Below are 21,590 nucleotides of genomic sequence, written 5' to 3'. Positions count from 1 at the left end.
AGCATGAAAGTGCAGCAGCCGAACGAAACCCTCCTCGGGACTTATCTGCGGGATCGGCGCATGAAGCTCGATCCCGCAGCACTCGGTTTTCCCGCGGAGCGCCGGCGCACGCCAGGCCTGCGCCGTGAGGAAGTGGCGCAGCGCGCCAACATCAGCCCCACCTGGTACACGTGGCTCGAACAGGGGCGCGGCGGTGCCCCCTCGGCCGATGTGCTCGACCGGATCTCGCGGGCCCTGATGCTGACAGATGTCGAGCGCGAGCACCTCTTTCTGGTCGGCCTCGGGCGACCGCCCCAGGCTCGCTACCACGAGAAGGAAGGTGTCACGCCTCGGTTGCAGCGCGTTCTCGACGCGTTGGATCCCAGCCCTGCGCTGATTCGCACGGCAACCTGGAACGTGCTTGCCTGGAATCGGGCGGCCACTGTCATGTTGGGCGACTATGGCTCTCTGCCGCCGGACCAACGCAATGTACTGCGCATCATCTTCCTCGATCCGCGTGCCCGCGCCGTGCAGTATGACTGGGAGAGCGTGGCGCGCCACGTCATCGGTGCATTCCGGGTGGATGCCGCGCGTGCTGGCGCTGCAACGGAGGTGGAACCTCTCGTCGAGGAGCTCTGCCGGCTCAGTCCCGAGTTCAGGATGATGTGGCGCGACAACGAGATTCGCGACGTCAAAGGCGAGGCTATCAAGCGCATTCGCCATCCGGTGCTCGGCCCGCTCGCCTTCGAATATTCAACGTTCTCTGTCGACGGCCGGACGGATCTCAGCATGTGTGTCTACAATCCGGCGACGCCGGCGGATGTGCAGAAGATCGCATCGCAGATCGGCTCGGTGCCAAGCCGACTGCCGTCGGCCGACATGCGAGAGCCTTAGGGCGCCTTTCACTCGCTGCTCGATGGTCGGACCTTCGTCATCAATTTCGCTTTACTCATTTCGGCCTTTGGGGAAGGCGCGCGAGCGCGCGCGGGCTCCGGAGCGACCTTGGTTCGCGCCCGTCCGCTCTTTCCCACATTCCATGTAGCGGCGTTCCGCTTAACGCGCGACACTTTGCGCGGGGTGGCAACTTATTATTCCGCGAACCACGATGACGAATTTTTTCGCGCTTACACTTCGGGGGCTTCGAGAGTTTGTCGCTATACCTCAGACGAATTGACGAGCAGAAGCGAACTCGCGACGAGGTTTGCTCGCGCCCAGCGTTGTGACGCAGGTACAAAAGAACATTTTTTGACGGCACGCCGTGCGCAAACGATTGCCGTCGACGATGAACCTATATCATTCGTGTACCGTTCAGATAATAAGGAACGCTACCCGATTCAGTATGAAATGATTGTCCTGATGAAATGCCGCCCATTGGTGATCTGGCGCAACGGCGCCACGCCAACGGACACCCCTGCGTGCGCCGTGCCGCTCGTGCACGTCCCCGATGTCGCCCCGCTCGGTCGTCCAGACGCGGCCATCCAAACGACGTAATTCGTCCTGTTCAGCGCGGGCATCTTCGAACCCCTGGTCAGCGCGCGTCCCGGCAACTGCGGGCTCGGTCCTGATCTGTTCGCAAGATCGTATCGTCGCACGGCGGCAATGCCTGTCGCGCCGCTACTTCCACTACTTGCTTTGTCATCGATATTCCATGGCAACTATCCTGCTGATCGACGACGACGATGCCTTCTGCGAAGGATTGTCCGAAACGCTGACCGATCTGGGTCACGAAACCCTATGCGCCCGCATGGGCGAGCACGCGATTGCCTTCGTCGAACAAGGCCTGCAACCTGCCTGCATATTCCTCGACATCAGGTTGCCCGACATGGACGGAATAGCCCTGCTCGAGGAACTGCGGCGCGTCCATCGCCTCGCGACGGTACCCGTCGTGGTACTGACCGCCTATGCCCGTAGCGACAACACGATCGGTGCGATGCGCCTCGGCGCCTTCGACCATCTGACGAAGCCGGTGGGTCGCGGCGATATCGCGCGCCTGCTTGAGCGCGTCTTCGCGGCCCATCCTTTGTCCGACGCCGGTTCCACAGCAGATCCGAAAGTCGACGCATTCGATGAGCCTGTCGGTTCGGAAGCGCGCTTGCTCGGCATCAGCGCGGCGATGCGCGAAGTACAAAAGTGTATCGGCCGCGCCGCAGCGTCGGACGCGACCGTTCTCATCACCGGTGAAACCGGAACCGGCAAGGAAGTCGCGGCCAAGGTGCTGCACGGTGCGTCATCGCGCAGTGCAGGTCCGTTCGTTGCCGTCAATTGCGCCGCGATTCCGCATGAGCTTCTCGAAAGCGAACTCTTCGGCCATTGCAAAGGCGCTTTCACGGGCGCTATGGCTGCACGGACGGGCCGAATCGTCGAAGCCCACGGCGGCACGCTTTTCCTTGACGAGGTCGGCGACATGGCGACCTCCATGCAGGCCAAGCTGCTGCGCGTGCTGCAGGAGCAGCAAGTCACACCGCTCGGCGTCAACCGGTCCATTTCGGTGAACACCCGTGTGATTGCGGCCACACACCGAGACCTGCGGACCATGGTCGGGAACGGAGCATTTCGCGAAGATCTGCTTTATCGGCTGAACGTCATACCCATTCATCTGCCGCCGCTGCGTGAGCGGCTGGCCGATATCCTGCCGCTTGCGGTCCATTTCCTCGACACCACGTCGAACTCGAGTGCAACGAAGCGGCTGTCCGTGCAGGCGGAGCGGCGCCTGATTGCGTATGCGTGGCCCGGCAACGTACGCGAGCTCCGCAATGCGATCGCGCGCGTGAATGCACTCGCGCCCGGGACCGTCGTCACCGAACGCGATCTCGCGTTCCTCGACGAGCCGGGCGTGCCCTCACGCGATGCGCTGCTGCCGGTGGCGATGCTCAATCGTCCGCTGTCGGAAGCACTCGCCGCCGTCGAGCGCGAGATGATCCTGCGCACGCTGGAACTCACCGGCGACAACCGCGCGGAAGCAGCGAAGCGGCTCGGCATCAGCCGTCAGTCGCTGTACACGCGCATGGCGAACCTCAACATCGGCTAGCGTCGGATTTCCGGACACGCGTGTTCGGGCGCATTGACACACTCTCTGTCGCATCGTCGGCAAAGCCTTGTCTGATGACACCCTTTATATGGCACACCGCTTGCATAGAGTGTCCGGAACGATCTCGCAGATCGCACCGGGCAGGCGCCTCTCATCCTTCGCGAACGGCACGCAAAGAAATTGAAGCACGGCACCGGTAGCTGCGTGGTCGCGATTCCAACGACGGGGCGCGGATTGAGCCTGGACGCATGTCGACGCCGTCCGACCCGCCGTTCATAACAAGCTCAACGACAACCGCTCAGCGAGAGCGAACGACAGGGGAAGACCAAACATGAGCTTCGCGCAATTGACGGTGCGAGTGAAACTCGCCTTGACCTTCGGCGTGATGGCCGCGCTGGTGGGTCTGGTTTCGGTGCTCGCACTGGGTGCGCTCGGCGACGCGAACGACAGCTTCGCCAGCTACGTCGACGGTGCGCGTGCGCGCGCGGCGTTGACGGAGAAAGTCCGTGCGGCCGCACTTCAGCGTGCGGTCGCCGTGCGTAATCTCGTGCTCGTGACGAAGCCCGGCGATATCGAAGCAGAACGCGTTGCGGTGAACCAGGCGCACGACGAAGTACAGGCACGGCTTCGTCAGCTGAACGAAGCAATCGCCATCAATCCCGATGTGACGGCGAAAGCCCGTGCGCTGGTGGCCGAGATCAACGGCATCGAGTCACGATATGGTCCGGTGGCCGTCGCAATCCGCGACGCTGCGTTGCATGGCCGCAGAGACCAGGCGATCGCGATGATCGACGATCAATGCCGGCCGCTACTGAACGAACTCATTGCAGCAACCGGCACCTATATCGATTTCGCGAGCAATCGGGCGGCTGAAAGCAAGCAGGCGTCCGTGCAACGGTACAACGGACACCGCGCTTTGCTGATCGGCATCTGTCTCGCTGCACTCGCGGTCGCCGTCGTTGCGGCGTTCCTGATCACGCGCAGCATTACACGTGCACTGGGCGCGGAACCCGGCGAGCTGAGCAACATCACGCGCCGCGTCGCGGCGGGCGACCTTGGCACCGTCCGCGGCGCGGCTTCCGCGCCGCGGGGCAGCGTGCTCGCGTCGATGGGAGAGATGCAGGCGAGCCTCGTCCGGCTGATCGGGCAAGTTCGTACCGCCGCGGACGGCATCGCGACAGGATCCAGTCAGATTGCGTCGGGCAATCAGGACCTGTCGTCCCGCACCGAGCAACAGGCGGCGTCGCTGCAGGAGACCGCATCGAGCATGGAACAGCTCACCGCGACCGTGCGTCAGAACGCGGAGAGCGCGCAACATGCGAGCGCCCTGGCCGGCGGTGCGTCGGACGTCGCCCGCAAAGGCAGCGCGGTGGTAAGCCAGGTCGTGGAAACCATGACCGACATCAGCCACAGCTCTTGGAAGATAGCCGAGATTACCGGCATCATCGAAGGCATCGCGTTCCAGACCAATATTCTCGCGCTGAACGCCGCTGTGGAAGCTGCCCGCGCAGGCGCACAGGGTCGCGGCTTCGCCGTTGTGGCAAGCGAGGTGAGAAGCCTCGCGCAGCGTTCATCGAGTGCCGCCAAGGAAATCAAGGCGCTGATCGGCGCATCCGTACAGAAGATTCAGGACGGCTCGCGTTTTGCGGACGATGCGGGCCATACGATGACTGAAGTAACGAATGCGGTGGCGCGCGTGACGGACATCATGGGCGAAATCGCTGCGGCGTCCACCGAGCAAAGCCGCGGAATCGAACAGGTCAATATTGCCATCACGCAGATGGACGAAGTCACACAACAGAACGCAGCACTCGTGGAGGAAGCGGCAGCTGCATCGAAGTCGCTCGAAGATCAGGGCCATCGATTGACCGAGGCGGTCGCGTTCTTCCGCGTCGGTTCCGCGGATAGCCACGCACACCGGCAGCCGGCGGCTCACCAGCGTGCTCCCATGCCCCGTGCCGCGGTGAACGCTGCAGGTGATTGGACCGACTGTTGATTCGGTACGAACCACCCTATTCTTTGGAGCATGACATGACGGAAGCAGTCGAAATCGGGTGCAACGCGCCCGCATGCGATGGCGCCCGCAAGGCGACCACGCAGCTATTCGTCACTTTTACGCTCGGCAACGAGGAATACGGAATCGACATCCTGAGTGTCCGCGAGATTCGCCCCTATAGGGAACCGACGCCCGCCACCGATGCGCCGCCGTTCGTTAAGGGCACGGTCAATCTGCGCGGCCTCGTCATACCGATCGTCGACCTGCGCATGAAGTTCTCGCTGTGCCCGATCGCGGACGCCGTACCGACCGCCATCATCGTGCTCAACGGTGGAGAACAGGCGACCGGTCTGATCGTCGACTCGGTGAGCGGCATCGTCGATGTGGCTCTCGCCGCTCGCCGCGCTGCGGCGGAGTCCGGGACCGCGATGCAAACGGAGTTCATCACAGGTCTCGCCGTCCACGAAGAAGACGACGGCGAACACATACTGCTCCTGCTCGACGTCGAGCGATTCATGGAAGCGATCGATATCGGCGCGCACTGGAACCCTTCACCCCCCGCTCAAGAGTAAACCACGCGTCGACATCGCGATTGCGTGAAGGCGCGAAATCGCGGAGGTTGATAGGTCGCTGGCAGGCGTTCGCCCGAACCCCACTTACCCCGCACGCAGCGAAATATCGAAAGAGTCCCATGCCGCATGGTTTTCACACAGGTGCCAAGAATGAACACGCAACCGACCGAGAGTACGCTGCCCGTTTTGACGGACGCGGCCACACTGCAATTTTCCGCGTATGGATTTGGTTGGGGATATCGCTCGTTTTCATTGTTGCGCGAGACGGTCCGCACGCAGCTGGGCGCCCGGGATACGAGCGAACAGCAGATTCGGCTGGCCTTCGAGCTGAACAGGCACCGGATACTTCGTGCCGTCGGGCAGTGCGTGGAAATTCCGTACCAGGGCGAGACAATCCCCGTTCCAGTCGAGAATCTGTAGGGGCGTCGCCCGGGACATCGATATAACCGGCCTTCTTTCACTGCACATCCTGCAACAAACTGCTTCGATCTACGAATTGATTGTCACGCGAGCGGCTCAGCGCCCGCTCGCGTCGACTTCCGGTTAAGCACCGAGGTGCGAGTCCATCAGTGCTCGTGAACGCGTCCGATCCTGAAGACCCCGACCACCTCGCGCAACGTGGTTGCTTGCTGCGCCATCGCCTGCGCGGCTGCCGATGCCTGCTCCACGAGTGCCGCGTTCTGCTGCGTGACCGAGTCCATCTGACCCACGGCGACATTGACCTGCTCGATACCCGTTCCCTGCTCGTCCGAGGCCGATGCAATTTCACTCATGATGTCAGTCACTCGTCGCACGGACTGCACGATATCGGACATGGTCGTGCCCGCGCGTTCGACCTGCTGAGACCCCTGCGCCACGCTCTCCACCGAACCCGTGATGAGGTCTTTGACTTCCTTGGCCGCGTTCGCGCTGCGTTGCGCCAACGTACGCACTTCGCCGGCCACCACCGCAAATCCGCGCCCCTGCTCGCCTGCACGCGCGGCCTCGACTGCTGCGTTCAGCGCCAGAATGTTCGTCTGGAACGCAATCCCTTCGATCACGCTAATGATTTCGGCAACTTTGCCCGAACTGCTCGAGATGGCTCGCATGGATTCGACCACTTGGTTCACCACTTCGCCGCCGCGCATCGCGACATCGCACGCGCTGCCCGCAAGCGCATTCGCCTGCCTGGCGTTTTCCGTATTCTGACGCACCGTCGCAGTCAACTGCTCCATGCTGGCCGCCGTTTCCTGGAGTGAAGCCGCTTGCTCTTCCGTCCGTTGCGAGAGATCCAGGTTACCCTGCGCGATTTCGCCGGCCGAGGTCGTGATCGATTCCGCCGTCGACTGAATTTCCGACACGATACCGCTCAGTTGTCGGCGCATCGATTCGAGCGACGCCATCAGGCTGCCGCGATCGTTCGGAGCGACCGGCACGGGTGCTTCGAGATTGCCTTCGGCAATACGCCCGGCCACTACCGCGGCGTCGGCGGGTTCTCCCCCCAGCGAGCGCATGATGCCGCGGGTGATGATGGTCCCAAGCACGATCGAGAGGACCACGGTGATGACGCCTGCTGCCGCGAGTGTCAACTTGGTCAGCGCAGTCATGTTAGCCACGTCCGCTGCACGCAGATCGAGCAGCGACTGCTCCGCCTCGTTCAGTTCGGCCGCCACGGCTCGATAGCGATCCATGAACTGCTTGTCGTTGCCCTGTTTGAAGTAGTCGGTCAGCACGTTGGCAGGCTGCGTACCGGCATTGACGTCACGCCGCATGGCGATCAGCTTGTCGTCGATCTCCGCCACTTTCTGATGCATGTCGCGCAGCGTCTCGAGACGACGCTGTTGCGTAGCATTGTCAGAAGTGAGGTTGCGCACGAGATCGAGCGATGCGGCGAACTGCTTGAGGCCTGCCTTATAGGGATCGAGAAACCGGTCGTCCCCCGAGGCTACGTAGCCGCGCACGCCCGTCTCCATGTTGACCATGCTGGTCAACATGTCGTCGTTTGCCCGCAGAACCTGATAACTATGAACGTTCCAGCCGTTCGCCTGATTCAGTCTCAGAAAATTGACCACCGAGATCGCGCTGCCGATCAACGATACAAGCACGACGATACCAAATGCCGCGCTCAGCTTCCTGCCGACTGTCATAGAACCCATGCTCTTTTTCCTCCGTGTGTTGTTATTCGTTATGTCGGCACGCCAGCAAACTAACTGTAATCCATGCATCCCTCGCCTAAAGATACATTTATCAAGATGGTCGGACATATCGGTCAACTCATCCCGGTGCGCGGTCGCCTCAGGTGGCTATCCGTCCTCGCAAACGATCACGGGCGTATGATCTTTTTTCCGGTTGCGGCGCAAGACATTACAGCGACGATAGTTAAAATGCCGCGAGCTTCTGACAAATCCGGAGCCGGGCAGAGTTTTTTCATAAAGGTGATCGCTGCAATGTTCAGGACTGCAGTAGATGAATCGTTCATCGCCTCGTGAGAATCGATGCGACACAGGAACGCGATCTTTCTGACTTTCATACACTGGTGTCACGAATTGTTGACACATGCGTTTCAGCACTGCCCGCAAACCCTTGTCGGAGCGAGCGAAGCAAGTGGCATGGCGATTGCGTATATGGCGTCGCGCCGGCGTGGCGACCGATCCAGTTTTCTAGCTTCGTGCATTAGTTCGACGCTCAACTGAAAGGGTAGTCGCGCGCGACATGGCTAAGTGCCGGACGGGCGAATTGACCGGCAAGCTCACGCTTCAAAATGGGATGCTTAGGATCTTTAAATAAGCTCAGGCAGCCCTGCAATAACGCTGCAAACGCTTCGCGACTTCGTCGATCACCTTGACCGGAGCGACTTCCAGCTGCGAATCGTGTGTTGTCAGCACCTTGGCAAACAGACGGAATGCGTCGCCGTCGAGGTGGAAATGCCCTTGCTGCCCGGAGGAAAACGCGTGGTTCGCGATCCTTTCCAGGTCCTTATACGAGATGCCCTCGACATCCCCGTACCCGAATTCGCACAGAATTCCTGTGGCGATCGCGGTCCTCATCAGGACCTGGAGCGCGATCAGAGACCCCACGCCTGCATGCAGCGCTTCGAGCTGCAGGTGATACTCCAATGACAGCGCATCGCGTATCGGCCTCGGCAAGGGCAGCAGTTCCGTTTTCGCTTCACGTAACCTGCGGTTGGACTGGCTGAGACGATGTGCCCACTTATTCACTGTCTGTTCCACCGGTAATACACCGCCTCGACACCCATGATTACGCGGTGCCTCCGACGATCATTTCATCCACTCTCACGGTGGGCTGCCCGACGCCCACGGGGATCGACTGCCCGGCCTTCCTGCATGTCGCCCTGCCGGGATCGCACGCGAGATCGTTGCCGACCATGCTGATTTTTCGTATGGTGTCGGGGCCGTGGCCCGTGATCGTCGCGCCCTTGATCGGTGCAGTGATTCTGCCGTTTTCGATCAAATAGGCCTCAGATGCCTCGAAAACGAACTGGCCGCTCGTGATGTCGACCTGACCGCCCTCGAGGCCCGAGACGTAGATGCCGTTGCGCACCGACTCGACGATTTCCCCAGGTTCGTGATCGCCATTCAGCATGAACGTGTTCGTCATGCGCGGCATGGGTGGCGAGGCGTAACCCTCGCGGCGGCCGTTTCCCGTCGGTTCCACTCCCATCAAGCGTGCGCTCAGCGCATCCTGCATATACGCGCGCAGCACGCCATTTTCGATCAAGGTCGTACGTCGCGTCGCGCACCCTTCGTCGTCGATATTCAAGGAGCCGCGGGCACCCTCGAGTGTTCCGTCATCGACGATGGTCACATTGCCAGAGGCAACCTTTTCGCCGAGGCGTCCCGCAAACGCGGACGTCCCGCGGCGCGCACCGTCGGCTTCCAGTCCATGGCCTACCGCTTCGTGCAGCAGGACGCCATTCCAGCCGGGGCCGACCACCACTGTCATTTTTCCGGCCGGCGCCGGCCGCGCCTGCAGCTTCGTGAGGGCGGCCGCCACACGGTCCCGCACGAAGGTACGGAGCTCGTCGTCGGTCCACTCCTGTATGCCATGGCGCCCGCCGATCCCCCCGCTCGCGCTCTCCATGCGTGCATCCGACCTGACGCGCACGTTGATCCACAACGCCAGCAGCGGGCGTACGTCGCCAGAACTGAGTCCGTCGCATCGCGCGATCCAGATCGTCTCGTGCACGGCGCTCAGCACGGCATGCACTTCGATCACGCGCGAGTCGGCTGCGCGCGCGATCTCGTCGAGCCTCTTCAGGAGTGCGATCTTGTCCGTGCCGGTCATCGTCCGCAGGGGATGAGCCGGGTCGTAGAACGATCGTGCCGATGCCGCCGGCCTGTACTGCGTCGTTGCGACGCCGTCGTGCGCATTGCCGCTTCCGGTTTCGCGAAGTTGCAAGGCAACATGTCGCAGCGCCGCCGTGTCGATTCTTTGCGAACTCGCGAGCGTCGCTTGTTCCCCCTTCAATACGCGCAGTCCGAAGCCGGTATCGCAGCGATACGAACTCGCGTGCACGGCGCCGCCTTCCAGCGACCATGATTCCGCGGTCGTTTCCTTGAGAAAGATGTCGGCATGATCCCATCGCTGGCCGAGAGCGATGCCCATCGCGGAAAAAAGCGCCGCCTCGTCGACGCCATGCCGGTCCAGCAGGGTGTGCCGCGCCTGGGTACGGATCTGCTCGCGGTCGGGCCGCAATGCCTGCGTCTGCTTCATGTCATTCATGCTTCAAGCTCCCCCAATCTTCATTGCATCGATCAGCCATGATCCAGAGGTCGCGCCTCCCCTCGTGATTGCGTCGTTGCCGATCGCCTGTAGCCCGCCGAACATCTGCCTTAGATTCGACGCTATCGTGATGCCGCTCACCGGGAACCGGATCTCGCCGTTTTCCACCCAGAAGCCCTTGGCGCCGCGGGAGAAGTCCCCCGTCAAACGGTTCAGGCCTCCGCCCACCATCTCCGTGACCAGAAGTCCGAGATGCAGCTTCCTTAGCATCGCGGCGAAGTCGTCGTGGGGCCCGGTTCGCGTACTGCTCATTTTCAGGTTGTGAGCTCCGTAGCCGTTCCCGGTGGGCGTCAGGTCCAAACGGCGCGCCGCATAGAGCCCGAGGAAAAACCCGCGGAGGCAGCCGTCTTCCACCACCTTGCGGCGCAATCCCGCAATGCCGTCGCTGTCGAAGCAGCGGCTGGCCATGCCGCGTTTGACGAACGGATCCTCGTCGAGCTGAACGTGCGGCGGAAAGAGGGGCGAGTCGATGCCATCCTTCAAAAACGATCCGCTCCGGTAGAGCGCATCCCCCGAGGCCAAGGACACCAGTTCGGAAAGCAGCTCCAGCGACGCGGAGGGCTCGAAAAGAACCGGGCATTGCTGCGTGGGAACCTGCGTTGCGCCGAGACCGTCCAGCGCCCGCCTGGCGGCGAGCGCCCCGACGTCCTCCGGCTTCGCGAGATCGTCGAACGCGCGAGTTGCATCGCCCCAGAAGCCGATCTGCCTTTCGCCGGTTCCGAACGCGACCGGGGCACATGCGATCGAGTGAATAGACCACGGCGCCGTCGCAAGGAACCCCGCGGATGTTGCCAGCAAGGACACGCCCGACACCGTCCGCACCGTGACGCCCTTGGACGCCTTGATCGACGTATCATGCGCGAGCGCCGCATCCTCGGCGCGTTGCGCATGGGCGCCAAGCTCGTCGATCGACCAATCCAGCGGATGATGGAGATCGAGATCGGGAAAATCCCTGGCCAACTCGCCGGGATCGGCGAAGCCGGCCGCAGGATCCGATTCGGTTGCCGCAGTACTGTCGATGGCCCCGCGAACGATCTTGCTCAGCCCCTCGTCCGACAGGTCGGACGATTTCGCGAAAGCACGTTTCCCCTCGCGAAAAACCGTTACCGTCATTTCGAGGGTGCCGCGGAAACTACGCTCCGTCGGCACCCGGTTTGTCACGGCCACGGCGCGCGACTCGGCGGCCTCGATCTCCACGCGCGTTCCGTCAGCGCCCGCCCGCCGCGCGAATTCGATCACGCGCTCGGCCGAGCTTTCCAGTTCGTCGGCGACGGTTTGCAACTGCGTACTGCTCGACTGCATCAGCCTGCCTCCTCCGCTACGCGGCATAGTGTCGTTGAGTGGGTCAGGCGATGTGCCCGGTGAGCTGGATCAGCATGTCGCCGATCGCACGGCCGCGCTCGCCCAGGGCACGGTGACCCTTTTCGTAATGAGACAGGAAGCGCTCCACCAGCTGGGGATCGATCTCCGCCACCTGCTTCGACATCGCACTGCCTCTCGGCGGCTCGACGCTGGTTTCGAGTGCGTGCTTGTAAATCCCGTCCGCGAGTTTCATGAAGCGGGAGTCGTCGGCCAGGCTCCAGTTGCACTTGGCCTGCAGGCTCTTCCAGACAAAGCCGGTAACGGCAAATACCAGGTCCTTGAACATGTCAGGATTCCTGGCCAGGGAAGACGAGGCCACCTCCAGCACGGCGGCTGCCCTGGCGGCATTGCCTTCGCCGAGTTCGCCCGCCACGTCCTTGGACGCCTGCTTCAGGTCCGCCCATGTCGCCTCTGTCACCGGGGCGCCGTCTGTTTCCGCCGCGTGCAGGGAAACTAGCTCGTCGCGAATCGCCAGCAGCCTCGATTCCCCGTTCAGCATGTCCGAGACGAGCTGGCTCGACAGAATCAACGTCAGCAGCCGGCCCGGCAATCTGGAGAGGTTCGCCCCGACCGGCACGCTTTCGAGCCAATCGGCCACGAACAAGGCGCCATTGAAATGCGTGCCTCGATAGCTCGACAGCACATTCACCGCCTCGAGCACATCGGTCGGGATGCCCAGCGCGCTCGCGCATTCGTCCGGATCCGCCGATCCGACCACAAAGGCGAGCGCGCCGCTGACCTTTTCCGGCCACATGGGCGTGTCCGGCGAAGCCTGCTTTTGCTCCAGGTATTCACGCAAATGCGCGATCCGGGCCGCCTTCGCCTGCGCATCGCCACCGAACGCGCATAGCGTGAGTTCGGGCTTCGCCAGTTGCGTGGCGGTTCCCAGATGCGCATCGAGATAACTGGCCAGCTGAGTGGCTGACCGGGGCCCCACGATACGGCCCAGCTCCTGGCTGCCGTTCATGAGTACAAGGGCGGGAATGCCACGCACGCCGAAGCGCTCACGGAAGGCGGGATGTTCGTCGACGTTGATCTTGACGACGTCGACCTTCCCTTCGAAATTCCGCGCGACTTTCTCGAGCGTCGGCGCCAGCGCCTTGCACGGCCCGCACCACTCGGCCCAGAAGTCGATCAGCACCGGACGGCTGTTCAGCGTCACATCGGCCTCGAAGCTCGCGTCGGTCACACTCTTCAAATCGCTCATTTCACGTTCCTGTTCATAAGTTCGGTTTCATCGCACGCCGGCGGCCAGCAAGGCGCGCCATGGCGACGGCATCCCGGCGTCATGCCGGGCAAGCTGACGGCGCCGGGTCGGCCGGGCTGGCTGGAGCCGCGAATGCCGGCTCCGGTGAGAAGTCGATGGTTTGCGGGTGAAAGGCCTGCAGTTCCTTTCGATGCGCGACGCTCACCACCGTGGCATGCGGCAAGCGGTCGATCAGCAACTGGTAGAGATGTCGTTCGCTTTCCGGGTCGAGCGCGGAGGTGCACTCGTCGAGGAAGATCGTCGAGGGGCAAGCCAGCAACACGCGCGCAAACGCCACCCGCTGCTGCTCTCCGCCGGAAAGCCGGTCGCTCCAGCGATCGGCGTCCAGCATCGATGCGGCATGCGCACCGAGGCCGCAGGCGTGCAGGACTTCCGCGCAACGGCTGTCGGTGTACGTCGACTCGTCCCGCGGATACGCGATCGCCGCCTTCAATGTGCCCGCCGGGATATAGCTGCGCTGCGGAACGAACACCGCCCTTTCGGCACCGCGAGTGATCGCGCCTTCGCCGTAAGGCCAGAGGCCCGCCAGCGCCCTGAGCAGCGTGCTTTTCCCGCTGCCGGAGCGTCCGCGGATCAGACAGCGCGCACCCGGCGCGAGCGAGAAGTCCGGCACGCGGGCAAGCTCCGCGCCGCCTGCATCGCGCAGCACCAGCCCCCTAGCGGCAACCGCGCCTTCGTTGCCGGCGCTCACCACTATGCCGCCCTGCGGATCGAGCGAATTGACATGAAGAAATTCGCGAAGCCGGTTCGCTTCCGCGCGCCAGGCGGTGAACCCCAAATAGGCTTGAGGGAAAAACGCCAGGGAACCGGAGACGGAACTGAATGCGCTATTCGATCGCATCAGGCCACCCAGCGTCAGCCCTCCCGTCATCAGTTGCGGCAGCACCAGCAGGGTAGGCACCACGGAACTGACCTGCCCGACGATATTGGTGAACAGGGCGACCCGCGTGTTGACCCAAAGCAGCGCATAGAGATTCGATACGACGTGGCGAAAAGCCCCGTTCAATCGCACGTTTTCCGCGCCGCTCCCGTCGAAGAAGGCAATCTGCTCGGCGAACTCGCGCACCCGCACCATCAGCACGCGGAAGTCGCCCTCGACGCGATTCTGCTTGGCGTTGAGGGTGATCAGCCGTCGGCCCAGCAGGTGCGTGGCCCAGAAAAACAGGCCTTGATAGAGAAAGACGGCATACACCAGGTACCCATGGATGCGGTACGTGTGCCCACCGATATCGAGATCCAGGGAATGGCCGATCGACCACAGGACCACGCTGAAGCTCACGATGCTCACCGGTACCTGAAGCACGCCCATCGACAGCAGCAGGGTGTCCTTGACGAACTGCTTCGCATCCTCCGCGATACGCTGATCGATGTTCTCGAGTGAGCGGTCACGCTCTATCCGGTAGTAGGTATGGCGAGCCAGCCATTGATCGGCCAGCCAGGTCGTCAGCCATCGCCGCCAGCGAATCTCGACGATCGACTGCAGCACCACCGTGGACATCGTCAGCGCGGCCGCGGCCATCGACATCAGCAGGAACTGCAACAGCAGGTTCGGCAGCGCCTGGAACCTGCTGGATCCCACGGCGTCGTAAAACGTGCCGGTCCAGCGATTGAGCCAGATAGCGAGATAGGTGTGGCTCCAGCCCGCACCGAGCACGCAGGCGAGCATCAACGCCGACAGCAGGCCCTCCCGGGTGCGCCAGTACGGCTTGATCAGCTTCAAGACGGTGGGAAAGTGACGCCTGGCCTCCCGATCCTCGGCGCGATCCGTCGGGAATGCCCGATTCCTGATCATTGCTGCCCCTTGTCCGGCTGCATCACGAAATTGATCTTGTTCAGCCCTCCGCCCTGCAGCGCAGCGAGTACCCCGGCAACCTTGCCGTACTCGACGTGTTGATCGGCGTTGATGTTGACGGCCGGCGGATCGCCCTGTTTCGCGGCCGTCGCGACACGCAGCTTCAGCGCCGCGTCGTCGACCGCCTCCTTGTTCCACAGCACCGTCTTGTCGGCCGTGATCGACAGGTCGATGTCCTGCGTTTTCGATTCGGCGGGCTGGGCCGCGGCCTTGGGGAGATCGACCTTCACCGCCTTGTTGATGACCGGCAGCGTCACGATAAAAATGATCAGCAGTACCAACATGACGTCGATCAGCGGCGTCATGTTGATGTCGTTCATCACGCCTTCGTCGTTGTTGCCATCCATGAGAATCGACACGATGGGCTCCCGATCAGGCGGCGGCGCCGACGCGCTTGGTCGCCACCGGCGCCGCGGGCGCCTGGCGAACGTCGCCGTGGGCCTTGGCGCCCGTGATGAAGTACACGTGCAGTTCATGCACGAACCGGTTCAGGCGATGGCTGACCCGCTTGTTGCCGCGATTGACGTAGTTGAATCCGAGCACGGCGGGAATCGCCACGAACAGCCCGATCGCCGTCATGATCAGCGACTCGCCCACCGGGCCCGCGACGTGATCGAGGCTGGCCTGGCCCGATGCGCCGATCGCCATCAGAGCGTGGTAGATGCCCCACACGGTGCCGAACAAGCCGACGAAGGGCGCGGTGCTGCCGATCGACCCGAGCACGGCCAGGCCGTTTTGCAAGCGGGCGACCTCGTCGTCCAGCGCATTGCGCAGGCCGCGCGCCACCCATTCGCTGGCGCTCAGGTTGCCTTGCAGGGAAGCCCCGCCGCCCGCCTGCTGCTCGCTCGCCTCGCGGCCCGCCAGCGCCATGGCGCGATAGGGATTGTCGGCGCCCTCCCCCAGCACCTTGATACCCTCGTCGAAGGACGGGGTGGACCAGAAGCGAGTCTGCGCACGCTTGCCCATGCTCTCGAGGCGCCGATTCGACAGTCCCTTCGTCACGATGACGAACCAGGACACGACCGACATACCGAGGAGAAAGACAAAGATGAAGCGGGTGATGAAGTCGCCCTGCTGCCAGACGTAGGCGATGCCGTACTGTTCCATTTTTTGCTCCGTTGATTCCAGGTCAATCATTCAGGTTAAAGGCGATCGGTTGCTCGGCCTCGACAGCACGGGGGATACCGGCGGTCGTATAGGGCTGGCAACGCCCGGCTTCGATCGACGCCAGCGCTGCCGCGTCCAGCAGCGCATAGCCGCTGCTTCGTGCGACTCGCGCCATCTTGACCGCGCCGTCCGCGCCGATGGTCAGGCTCACCACCACCGTGCCTTCCTGCGCGAGCCGCCTGGCCTTCGGGGGATAGTCGGGCCTCGGGATCCGGCAACCGAGTTGCTTGAGTTCCGCGCTACTGATCTGCTTCGGGGTATCGAGCAGAGCGGGCCCGGGTGCGGGTGCAGGTGGCGTCGGAGCGGGGGCCGGGGCCGCGCTGGGCGTCGGCACCGGCGGCGGGGGTGCCGGCTCGACCGGTTTGACGGGCTCGGTCTTCGGGGCCGCGACGGTCCGGGCAGCCGGCGCCTCCGAGGACAGCAAGGGCGTCGTCTTTCGAACCACCGGTTTCTCGATCGGCCGGAGCTTGGGTTCCGGCGGCCGCTCGGGCTCGGGCTTCGCCACCGGTTGCGGCTGCGGCGCGGCGACCAGCCTGACCTGCACCGAGGCACCGGAGGCCCGGTCGGCCTCCAGCCTGATCAGATGCACGCTGTGATGCACGATCAGATACAGCCCCAGTCCGTGCACCAGCAAGACGGCAAGCGCAACCGCCGCACGCGGGTACCGCGATCGAACAGCCGCGACGTACCGGGTGCCGGACACGCCGCCGCGCCAGGGCCGAGTTTCGAGGGAATCAGAAATCATAGGTACCGGTGAGCATGACGGTCCGCTCCGGTCCCATCGGGATGAAGGAAGACGTCGTGCTGCTGTAGTAGAGCTTGCGATTGAATACGTTCTTGACCGAGAGATTCAGGCCATAGCCCTTCTTCCGGTAGAACACCCCGAGATCCGTCTCCACCTGGCTGGGAATGCGATATGCCGAACCCGAGCCGATGTACTGCCCGCTGGCGAAGAACAGCCCCGCGCCGACACCGAAACCCTGGAGTTTTTCCGAGCGGAAGTTGTAAGTCGCCCACAGGCTGGCGCTGTTCTTGGGCAGGTTCACAGCCAGCTTGGTGTTCGAGGGCTGCACGAAGTCGTTGTACGTATAGCTGCCCACCACGTTGACGCCGGGCAGCGGCTGCCCGGTAATCTCCGCTTCGAATCCGCGGCTCACGGCGCCGCCGGCGGGAAGATAAAAGCCGCGATGGACCGGGTCGGCGACGTTGTAATTGCTGAACGACGTGCGGTAGGCCGAGGTCGTAATGGCCAGCTTGTCGTCGAGCAGGTTGAACTTCATGCCCACTTCGACCTGCTGACTGATTTGCGGGGCAAGCAAACCACCGCCGAATTTCATCGCCGTGCCCGGCTGGAAGCCGCGGTTGTAGCTGGCGTAGGCGGCAACCTCGGACGTCAGTTCATAGAGGAGCCCGAGGCTCGGGCTATAGGCGTTCTGATGGGCTCCCGCTCCCGTGCTACCTAAGGTGCTGGTCGCATGCGTCAGATAAGTATCACGGCGCACGGACGCGAGCGCATGGAAATTCCGGTAGGAAAACTGATCTTGAAGATACAACCCGGTTTGGGTGTAGAAGCTCACGGCATCTGACGCCACGTTTGCGACGTCGGACGACGGGAACACAAAGGATCCGAATACATTCGGAACGGAAATAAATTTCGTGGTTGTGGCGTCAGCCTGATACTGGCTGTAACGGAGAACATCCCAACCCGCTATCACGGTGTTTTTCACTTCGCCGATATTGAATTTGCCACGCAGGTAGTTCTGGAAACTCCAACTGTAGTAATCCGAAAGTGAATCGAAACTCATGAACGTCGCGCCATTGGTCGCCGAAAGCGTCGAGACTGGCGTCCAGACCATCTGCGTCTGCTGGCTTCGTGTGTAGGACGCCTTGCTCACGAAGGTCAGAGATTCGCCGAGCTTCTGCTCGAGATGAAAGAAGACATTGTCGGTTTGCGCGCCGAAGTGGTCGGACGGCGAGCCCAGTGGCTTGTCGATATAGTTTCGATAGATGTCGCCCTTGGCGTAGCCGACCGTGAACTGGGGGACCGGCTCGCGATCGACCGTGCGCTCATAGCCGACAGTCACATCCGTGGTCGAGTCCTTCCATTGCAGGGTCGGTGCGAAGTAGAAATTTCTCTTGCCGTCATATCCCATCGAATTCTGGCCGACCCGTTCACCCGAGATGATGAAGCGATATCGAAGCTTCTTGTCGGCGGTGATGGCGCCCGTGCTGTCAAGCGCGATCTGCTCGCTGCCGTAGGAACCGTAGCCCACCTGGATTTCGTGGAATGGATCGGCCTGAGGCGTCTTCTTGACGATATTGATGACGCCCCCCGGCGGGCTGTTGCCGTTCACGATCGCCGACGGGCCCTTGACCACTTCGACGCTCGAGATGGCGATCGTCGGCGTGACGTTGGGCGCCGAGCCCACCGTCGCGAGCCCGTCCGAGGTCAGGTTCTGCGCCGTGAACCCGCGAATCGTGTAACTCGGCACGCCCTCCGGCCCCGGCCGCGTGACGACACCGGAAGCATTTCTCAGCACATCGGACAGCGACTGGTCGGCCTGGCTCTGGATCACCGCCGCATTGATGACGCTCACCGATTTCGGCGTCTGGCTCAGCGGCACGTCCGAGCGCGCATAGGTGGACGACGATTCCGCGACGAAGCCGGTGCCGCCTGAATCGCGGCTGGCCGCCACGCTGATCAACGGCAAGGTGGTGTCGACCTGTGCCACCGTTGCAGAGGGCACCGACGAAACCCCCTTTGCGTCCGCCTTCACGTGAGCCAGCGTGTAGCCGCCGTTCGCCGTCGGAACCAGGTCCAGGCCCGTGCCCTGCAAAGCCTTGCGGATCGCAGCCTCGGGCGAGTATGTGCCGTCCACCGGCGCCGATCTGAGCGATTGCACCAGTGACGCGTCATAGCTCAACGGCAGTTGCGTGATCTTCGCGATCTCCACCAGCGTGCGGTCCAATGGCCCGCTCGGTATGTGGTAGGCGTGCAACTCCGATTGCTGCGCACACGCTGCCGATGCGATGAAAGTCTGAGCCACCGCCATTGCGATCGCCATTGCTGCAACATTGCCAGCCATACCTTTGCTGCTGAACTTGATCCCCATGATGGCACCCATTCCCTTTGTCAGTTGTCTTTCGGCGAAACATCCGGCCGCACGCGAAAGTGAAAAGATCCCGCATGCTTGCCCAGAGGTCGCTCGTATTGATGACGTCGTCCCGAGCATCGCGGCATACCTTGCTGGCTTTCCGCTCCTGGCATCGCTCGAAGCCGGTAGTTCAAGGACGTTTGTTTGCCCCTCGCCCACAAGGAAAAGTCTAGCGATCCCGCCCGGAATGCTTTTTTGAAACAATTCGTCTTTCGCACCATTTCCGGAATTCCATTCCCGTCGGAACGCACCGCCTTGAAATTTCAGTCCGGCATTCAAGATGCACTACCCCGGAAATCAGAAAACGTAATCGAGCGGCAACCGCGTCGTGTGCTTGATGGTCTCCATGGAAAAACTCGAACTCACATCGAAGATTTCCAGCTCGCCTATCAGGCGCTTATAGACACCGTCGTAAGCGGCGATGTGCGGGACAACAACCTTGAGCAGGTAGTCGATATGGCCGCTCATGCGGTACACCTCGATGACTTCAGGGATCCCGGCGACCACTTCGCAAAAGCGCTTGAGCCACGCCGCCGTGTGCTGTGCCGTTCTGATCTCGACGAGTACGGTCACGCCGAGATTGAGCTTTTCGGCGTTGAGCAGGGCTACGCGGCGGGCGATGATGCCGTCCTGTTCAAGCTTCTGTATGCGACGCCAGCAGGGTGTGGTGGAGAGGTGCACGCGATCGGCGAGTTCCGCAACCGAAAGCGTGCTGTCCTCTTGCAGGACTGTCAGGATGGCCTTATCGATGTGGTCGATCACAATTCCTCCCTTCCGGGACAAGGTAAGCCTCAAGGGCGTTTGAACGTCTTCATTTACCTTGTGCAACGAGGGGGAAAAAGTGACACCGGGAAACCAAAAAAATCGCACGCCCGATCTGCCCGTGGACGCAGCGTCAGGCCTCCGAGACGACGGCCAGGGTCAAGGCGTGCGACCGGGCCGCGTTTCAATGCGAAGATGTCGGCGGCCGTCTCGGCCATGCGTGCAATCTGCGCGACGACTGCAACGAGAGCGAGCCATCGTCACCGCGAATATTTCCCCGCGCGGCGTCGCAACGTGCGCATTCACTATTTGTACCGTCACCGCGGTGACTTATTGCGAAATAGGGTTCGCCTCGACAGTGCGGCTTTGCCCTACGACGCGTCGGAAGCACGTGATCGCCGAACCGATATCTTCCTCGGTCGTGTATCGTCCAAGGCTCAATCGCACTGTCCGGCCGGCGGCCGCCTCGGTTAGCCCGATTGCGCTTAATACATGCGACGGTGTGCCGGCTGCGGAGTTGCAGGCGGAAGTTGAAGAGACCGCCAGTTCGCCGGTAAGCATGAACGGAAAAAAATTGGGTAAATCAACTGTCAGACTCAACGTATGAGGGATCCGGCGCGCGCTACTGGCATTCTGAGAAACACCTTCCAGACACAGAACTTCGGAGAGCAGCCTCTCGCTGAGACGCGCGATTCGCTCGTTGTCGGAGCTCATCTCCATCGCTGCCAATTCACATGCAGCACCCATTCCTACTATCTGATGCGTTGCCAGCGTGCCCGAACGGAGACCCCGCTCATGCCCTCCTCCGTGCATTTGCGGCGCAATCCGATCCGACGCTTCGCGACTGACATACAACGCTCCGATTCCTTTTGGACCATATACCTTGTGCGCCGACATCGACATGATATCGATGCCGAGCGCCTTCACGTCGATCGATGTTTTCCCAAGTGCCTGGGCCGCATCGACATGCAACAGCGCTCCAGCACGATGGACAACCCGCGACACTGCCGCGATATCGGTTAGCGTCCCGATCTCGTTGTTAACCAACATCAGGGAGACGAGGCCCGTGTCCGCACGCACCGCACCGGCAACCGCTTCCGCGGTAATTTCCCCACTCGGTGTGGGAGTCAGGTAAGTTACCGGGCGCCCTCGCTTTTCGAGGCTATCCATCGTATCGAGGATGGCTTTGTGCTCTATCCGGCTCGTGACCATGTGCTGTCGGGTCAATGCCTTATCTGCGTAACCTTTTAGCGCAAGATTGTTCGACTCCGTTGCGCCCGAAGTCCAGACGAGCTCATCCCCGGCTGCACCGATAAGAGACGCGACCTGCTCTCGGGCCCGCTCCACCAATCGTCGTGCCCGTAGCCCCGTAGCATGAGAACTGGACGCGGGATTGCCGAACGCGCCACCTACACCCATGCACCCAAACATCGATTCAATGACTCGTGGATCCACCGGTGTAGTGGCGGCGTAGTCAAAGTAACGTAGATTATCCGCCTCGCCCATCGTGCTAGTCTCGACTTTCCGGAATAACCGATCCTACGCTTCGCAACCTAAAAAATGCTTCCAAAATAAAGCGGCTCAAGGGAGCCTCGTTAGCATCGATTTTCTGGCGCAGCACACCAGGCGGAATAGTTTTCCAACGACCAGACAAGGTCGACGTTTCTC

General features: G+C 62.1%; 17 protein-coding genes and 2 pseudogenes. 6 read left to right on the top strand and 13 right to left on the bottom strand.

Features of this window, described 5'->3' with window-relative positions:
• Nucleotides 1-9: 9 nt before the first annotated feature.
• From ACEN8U_RS08360 to ACEN8U_RS08335, 6 genes are all read left to right on the top strand, one after another.
• On the top strand, nt 10-873 hold the full coding sequence (locus ACEN8U_RS08360; RefSeq protein ID WP_310108077.1) for a helix-turn-helix transcriptional regulator: 864 nt from the start codon (nt 10-12) through the stop codon (nt 871-873).
• 108 nt (nt 874-981) lie between these two features.
• Nucleotides 982-1,470 carry a hypothetical protein gene (locus tag ACEN8U_RS08355; RefSeq protein ID WP_310107966.1) on the top strand — a complete coding sequence of 163 codons (489 nt, stop codon included), beginning with the start codon at nt 982-984 and terminating at the stop codon, nt 1,468-1,470.
• A gap of 157 nt (nt 1,471-1,627) precedes the next feature.
• A complete protein-coding gene (locus tag ACEN8U_RS08350; RefSeq protein WP_310107964.1) occupies nt 1,628-3,007 on the top strand; it encodes a sigma-54 dependent transcriptional regulator in 1,380 nt (459 codons plus the stop codon).
• A 331-nt stretch (nt 3,008-3,338) separates the two neighbouring features.
• Complete coding sequence (locus ACEN8U_RS08345; RefSeq protein ID WP_310107963.1) at nt 3,339-5,003, top strand: methyl-accepting chemotaxis protein; 1,665 nt, start codon at nt 3,339-3,341, stop codon at nt 5,001-5,003.
• Nucleotides 5,004-5,038: 35 nt separating this feature from the next.
• Nucleotides 5,039-5,575 (top strand): chemotaxis protein CheW, encoded by a 537-nt coding sequence (locus ACEN8U_RS08340; protein WP_310107962.1) that lies wholly within the window; start codon nt 5,039-5,041, stop codon nt 5,573-5,575.
• A 150-nt stretch (nt 5,576-5,725) separates the two neighbouring features.
• The gene (locus ACEN8U_RS08335; RefSeq protein ID WP_310107960.1) at nt 5,726-5,995 is read left to right on the top strand and encodes a hypothetical protein; all 270 of its coding nucleotides are present in this window, start codon (nt 5,726-5,728) and stop codon (nt 5,993-5,995) included.
• Between the two features lie 146 nt (nt 5,996-6,141).
• On the opposite strand, the gene ACEN8U_RS08330 is transcribed toward ACEN8U_RS08335, so the two are convergent.
• The 13 genes and pseudogenes from ACEN8U_RS08330 to ACEN8U_RS08270 form a co-directional block, all read right to left on the bottom strand.
• Nucleotides 6,142-7,710, bottom strand: coding sequence for a methyl-accepting chemotaxis protein (locus ACEN8U_RS08330; RefSeq protein ID WP_310107959.1), 1,569 nt, complete (start codon nt 7,708-7,710; stop codon nt 6,142-6,144).
• Between the two features lie 167 nt (nt 7,711-7,877).
• The gene (locus ACEN8U_RS08325) at nt 7,878-8,084 is read right to left on the bottom strand and encodes a hypothetical protein (RefSeq protein WP_310107957.1); all 207 of its coding nucleotides are present in this window, start codon (nt 8,082-8,084) and stop codon (nt 7,878-7,880) included.
• Nucleotides 8,085-8,343: 259 nt separating this feature from the next.
• Nucleotides 8,344-8,784, bottom strand: a complete 441-nt coding sequence (locus tag ACEN8U_RS08320) for a Fis family transcriptional regulator (RefSeq protein ID WP_310107955.1) — start codon at nt 8,782-8,784, stop codon at nt 8,344-8,346.
• Nucleotides 8,785-8,812: 28 nt separating this feature from the next.
• Nucleotides 8,813-10,288, bottom strand: coding sequence for a metalloprotease TldD (gene tldD, locus ACEN8U_RS08315; protein WP_310108075.1), 1,476 nt, complete (start codon nt 10,286-10,288; stop codon nt 8,813-8,815).
• A gap of 12 nt (nt 10,289-10,300) precedes the next feature.
• A complete protein-coding gene (locus tag ACEN8U_RS08310; RefSeq protein WP_310107953.1) occupies nt 10,301-11,659 on the bottom strand; it encodes a metallopeptidase TldD-related protein in 1,359 nt (452 codons plus the stop codon).
• Between the two features lie 946 nt (nt 11,660-12,605).
• Nucleotides 12,606-12,926: pseudogene (gene trxA / locus ACEN8U_RS08305) on the bottom strand (thioredoxin); the annotation flags it as partial.
• Between the two features lie 79 nt (nt 12,927-13,005).
• Complete coding sequence (locus ACEN8U_RS08300) at nt 13,006-14,778, bottom strand: ABC transporter ATP-binding protein/permease (protein ID WP_310107952.1); 1,773 nt, start codon at nt 14,776-14,778, stop codon at nt 13,006-13,008.
• Nucleotides 14,775-15,197 carry a biopolymer transporter ExbD gene (locus tag ACEN8U_RS08295; RefSeq protein WP_309588840.1) on the bottom strand — a complete coding sequence of 141 codons (423 nt, stop codon included), beginning with the start codon at nt 15,195-15,197 and terminating at the stop codon, nt 14,775-14,777. The genes ACEN8U_RS08300 and ACEN8U_RS08295 overlap by 4 nt, the downstream gene beginning before the upstream one ends.
• Before the next feature lie 13 nt (nt 15,198-15,210).
• Nucleotides 15,211-15,945: a MotA/TolQ/ExbB proton channel family protein gene (locus ACEN8U_RS08290; protein WP_310107950.1), complete on the bottom strand. Its 735-nt coding sequence runs from the start codon at nt 15,943-15,945 to the stop codon at nt 15,211-15,213.
• A gap of 22 nt (nt 15,946-15,967) precedes the next feature.
• The gene (locus ACEN8U_RS08285; RefSeq protein WP_310107948.1) at nt 15,968-16,750 is read right to left on the bottom strand and encodes a TonB family protein; all 783 of its coding nucleotides are present in this window, start codon (nt 16,748-16,750) and stop codon (nt 15,968-15,970) included.
• On the bottom strand, nt 16,740-19,130 hold the full coding sequence (locus ACEN8U_RS08280; protein ID WP_310107946.1) for a TonB-dependent receptor: 2,391 nt from the start codon (nt 19,128-19,130) through the stop codon (nt 16,740-16,742). The genes ACEN8U_RS08285 and ACEN8U_RS08280 overlap by 11 nt, the downstream gene beginning before the upstream one ends.
• A gap of 327 nt (nt 19,131-19,457) precedes the next feature.
• Nucleotides 19,458-19,922, bottom strand: a complete 465-nt coding sequence (locus tag ACEN8U_RS08275; RefSeq protein WP_310107945.1) for an Lrp/AsnC family transcriptional regulator — start codon at nt 19,920-19,922, stop codon at nt 19,458-19,460.
• A 348-nt stretch (nt 19,923-20,270) separates the two neighbouring features.
• Nucleotides 20,271-21,428: pseudogene (locus tag ACEN8U_RS08270) on the bottom strand (cysteine desulfurase family protein); the annotation flags it as partial.
• Between the last annotated feature and the right edge of the window lie 162 nt (nt 21,429-21,590).

The sequence above is a fragment of the Paraburkholderia phenoliruptrix genome (assembly GCF_047325075.1).
In the GTDB taxonomy this organism is placed as follows: Bacteria; Pseudomonadota; Gammaproteobacteria; order Burkholderiales; family Burkholderiaceae; genus Paraburkholderia; species Paraburkholderia phenoliruptrix.
Note: the sequence above shows the minus strand (reverse complement) of the source record. Positions and strands in the feature narration are given on the sequence as shown.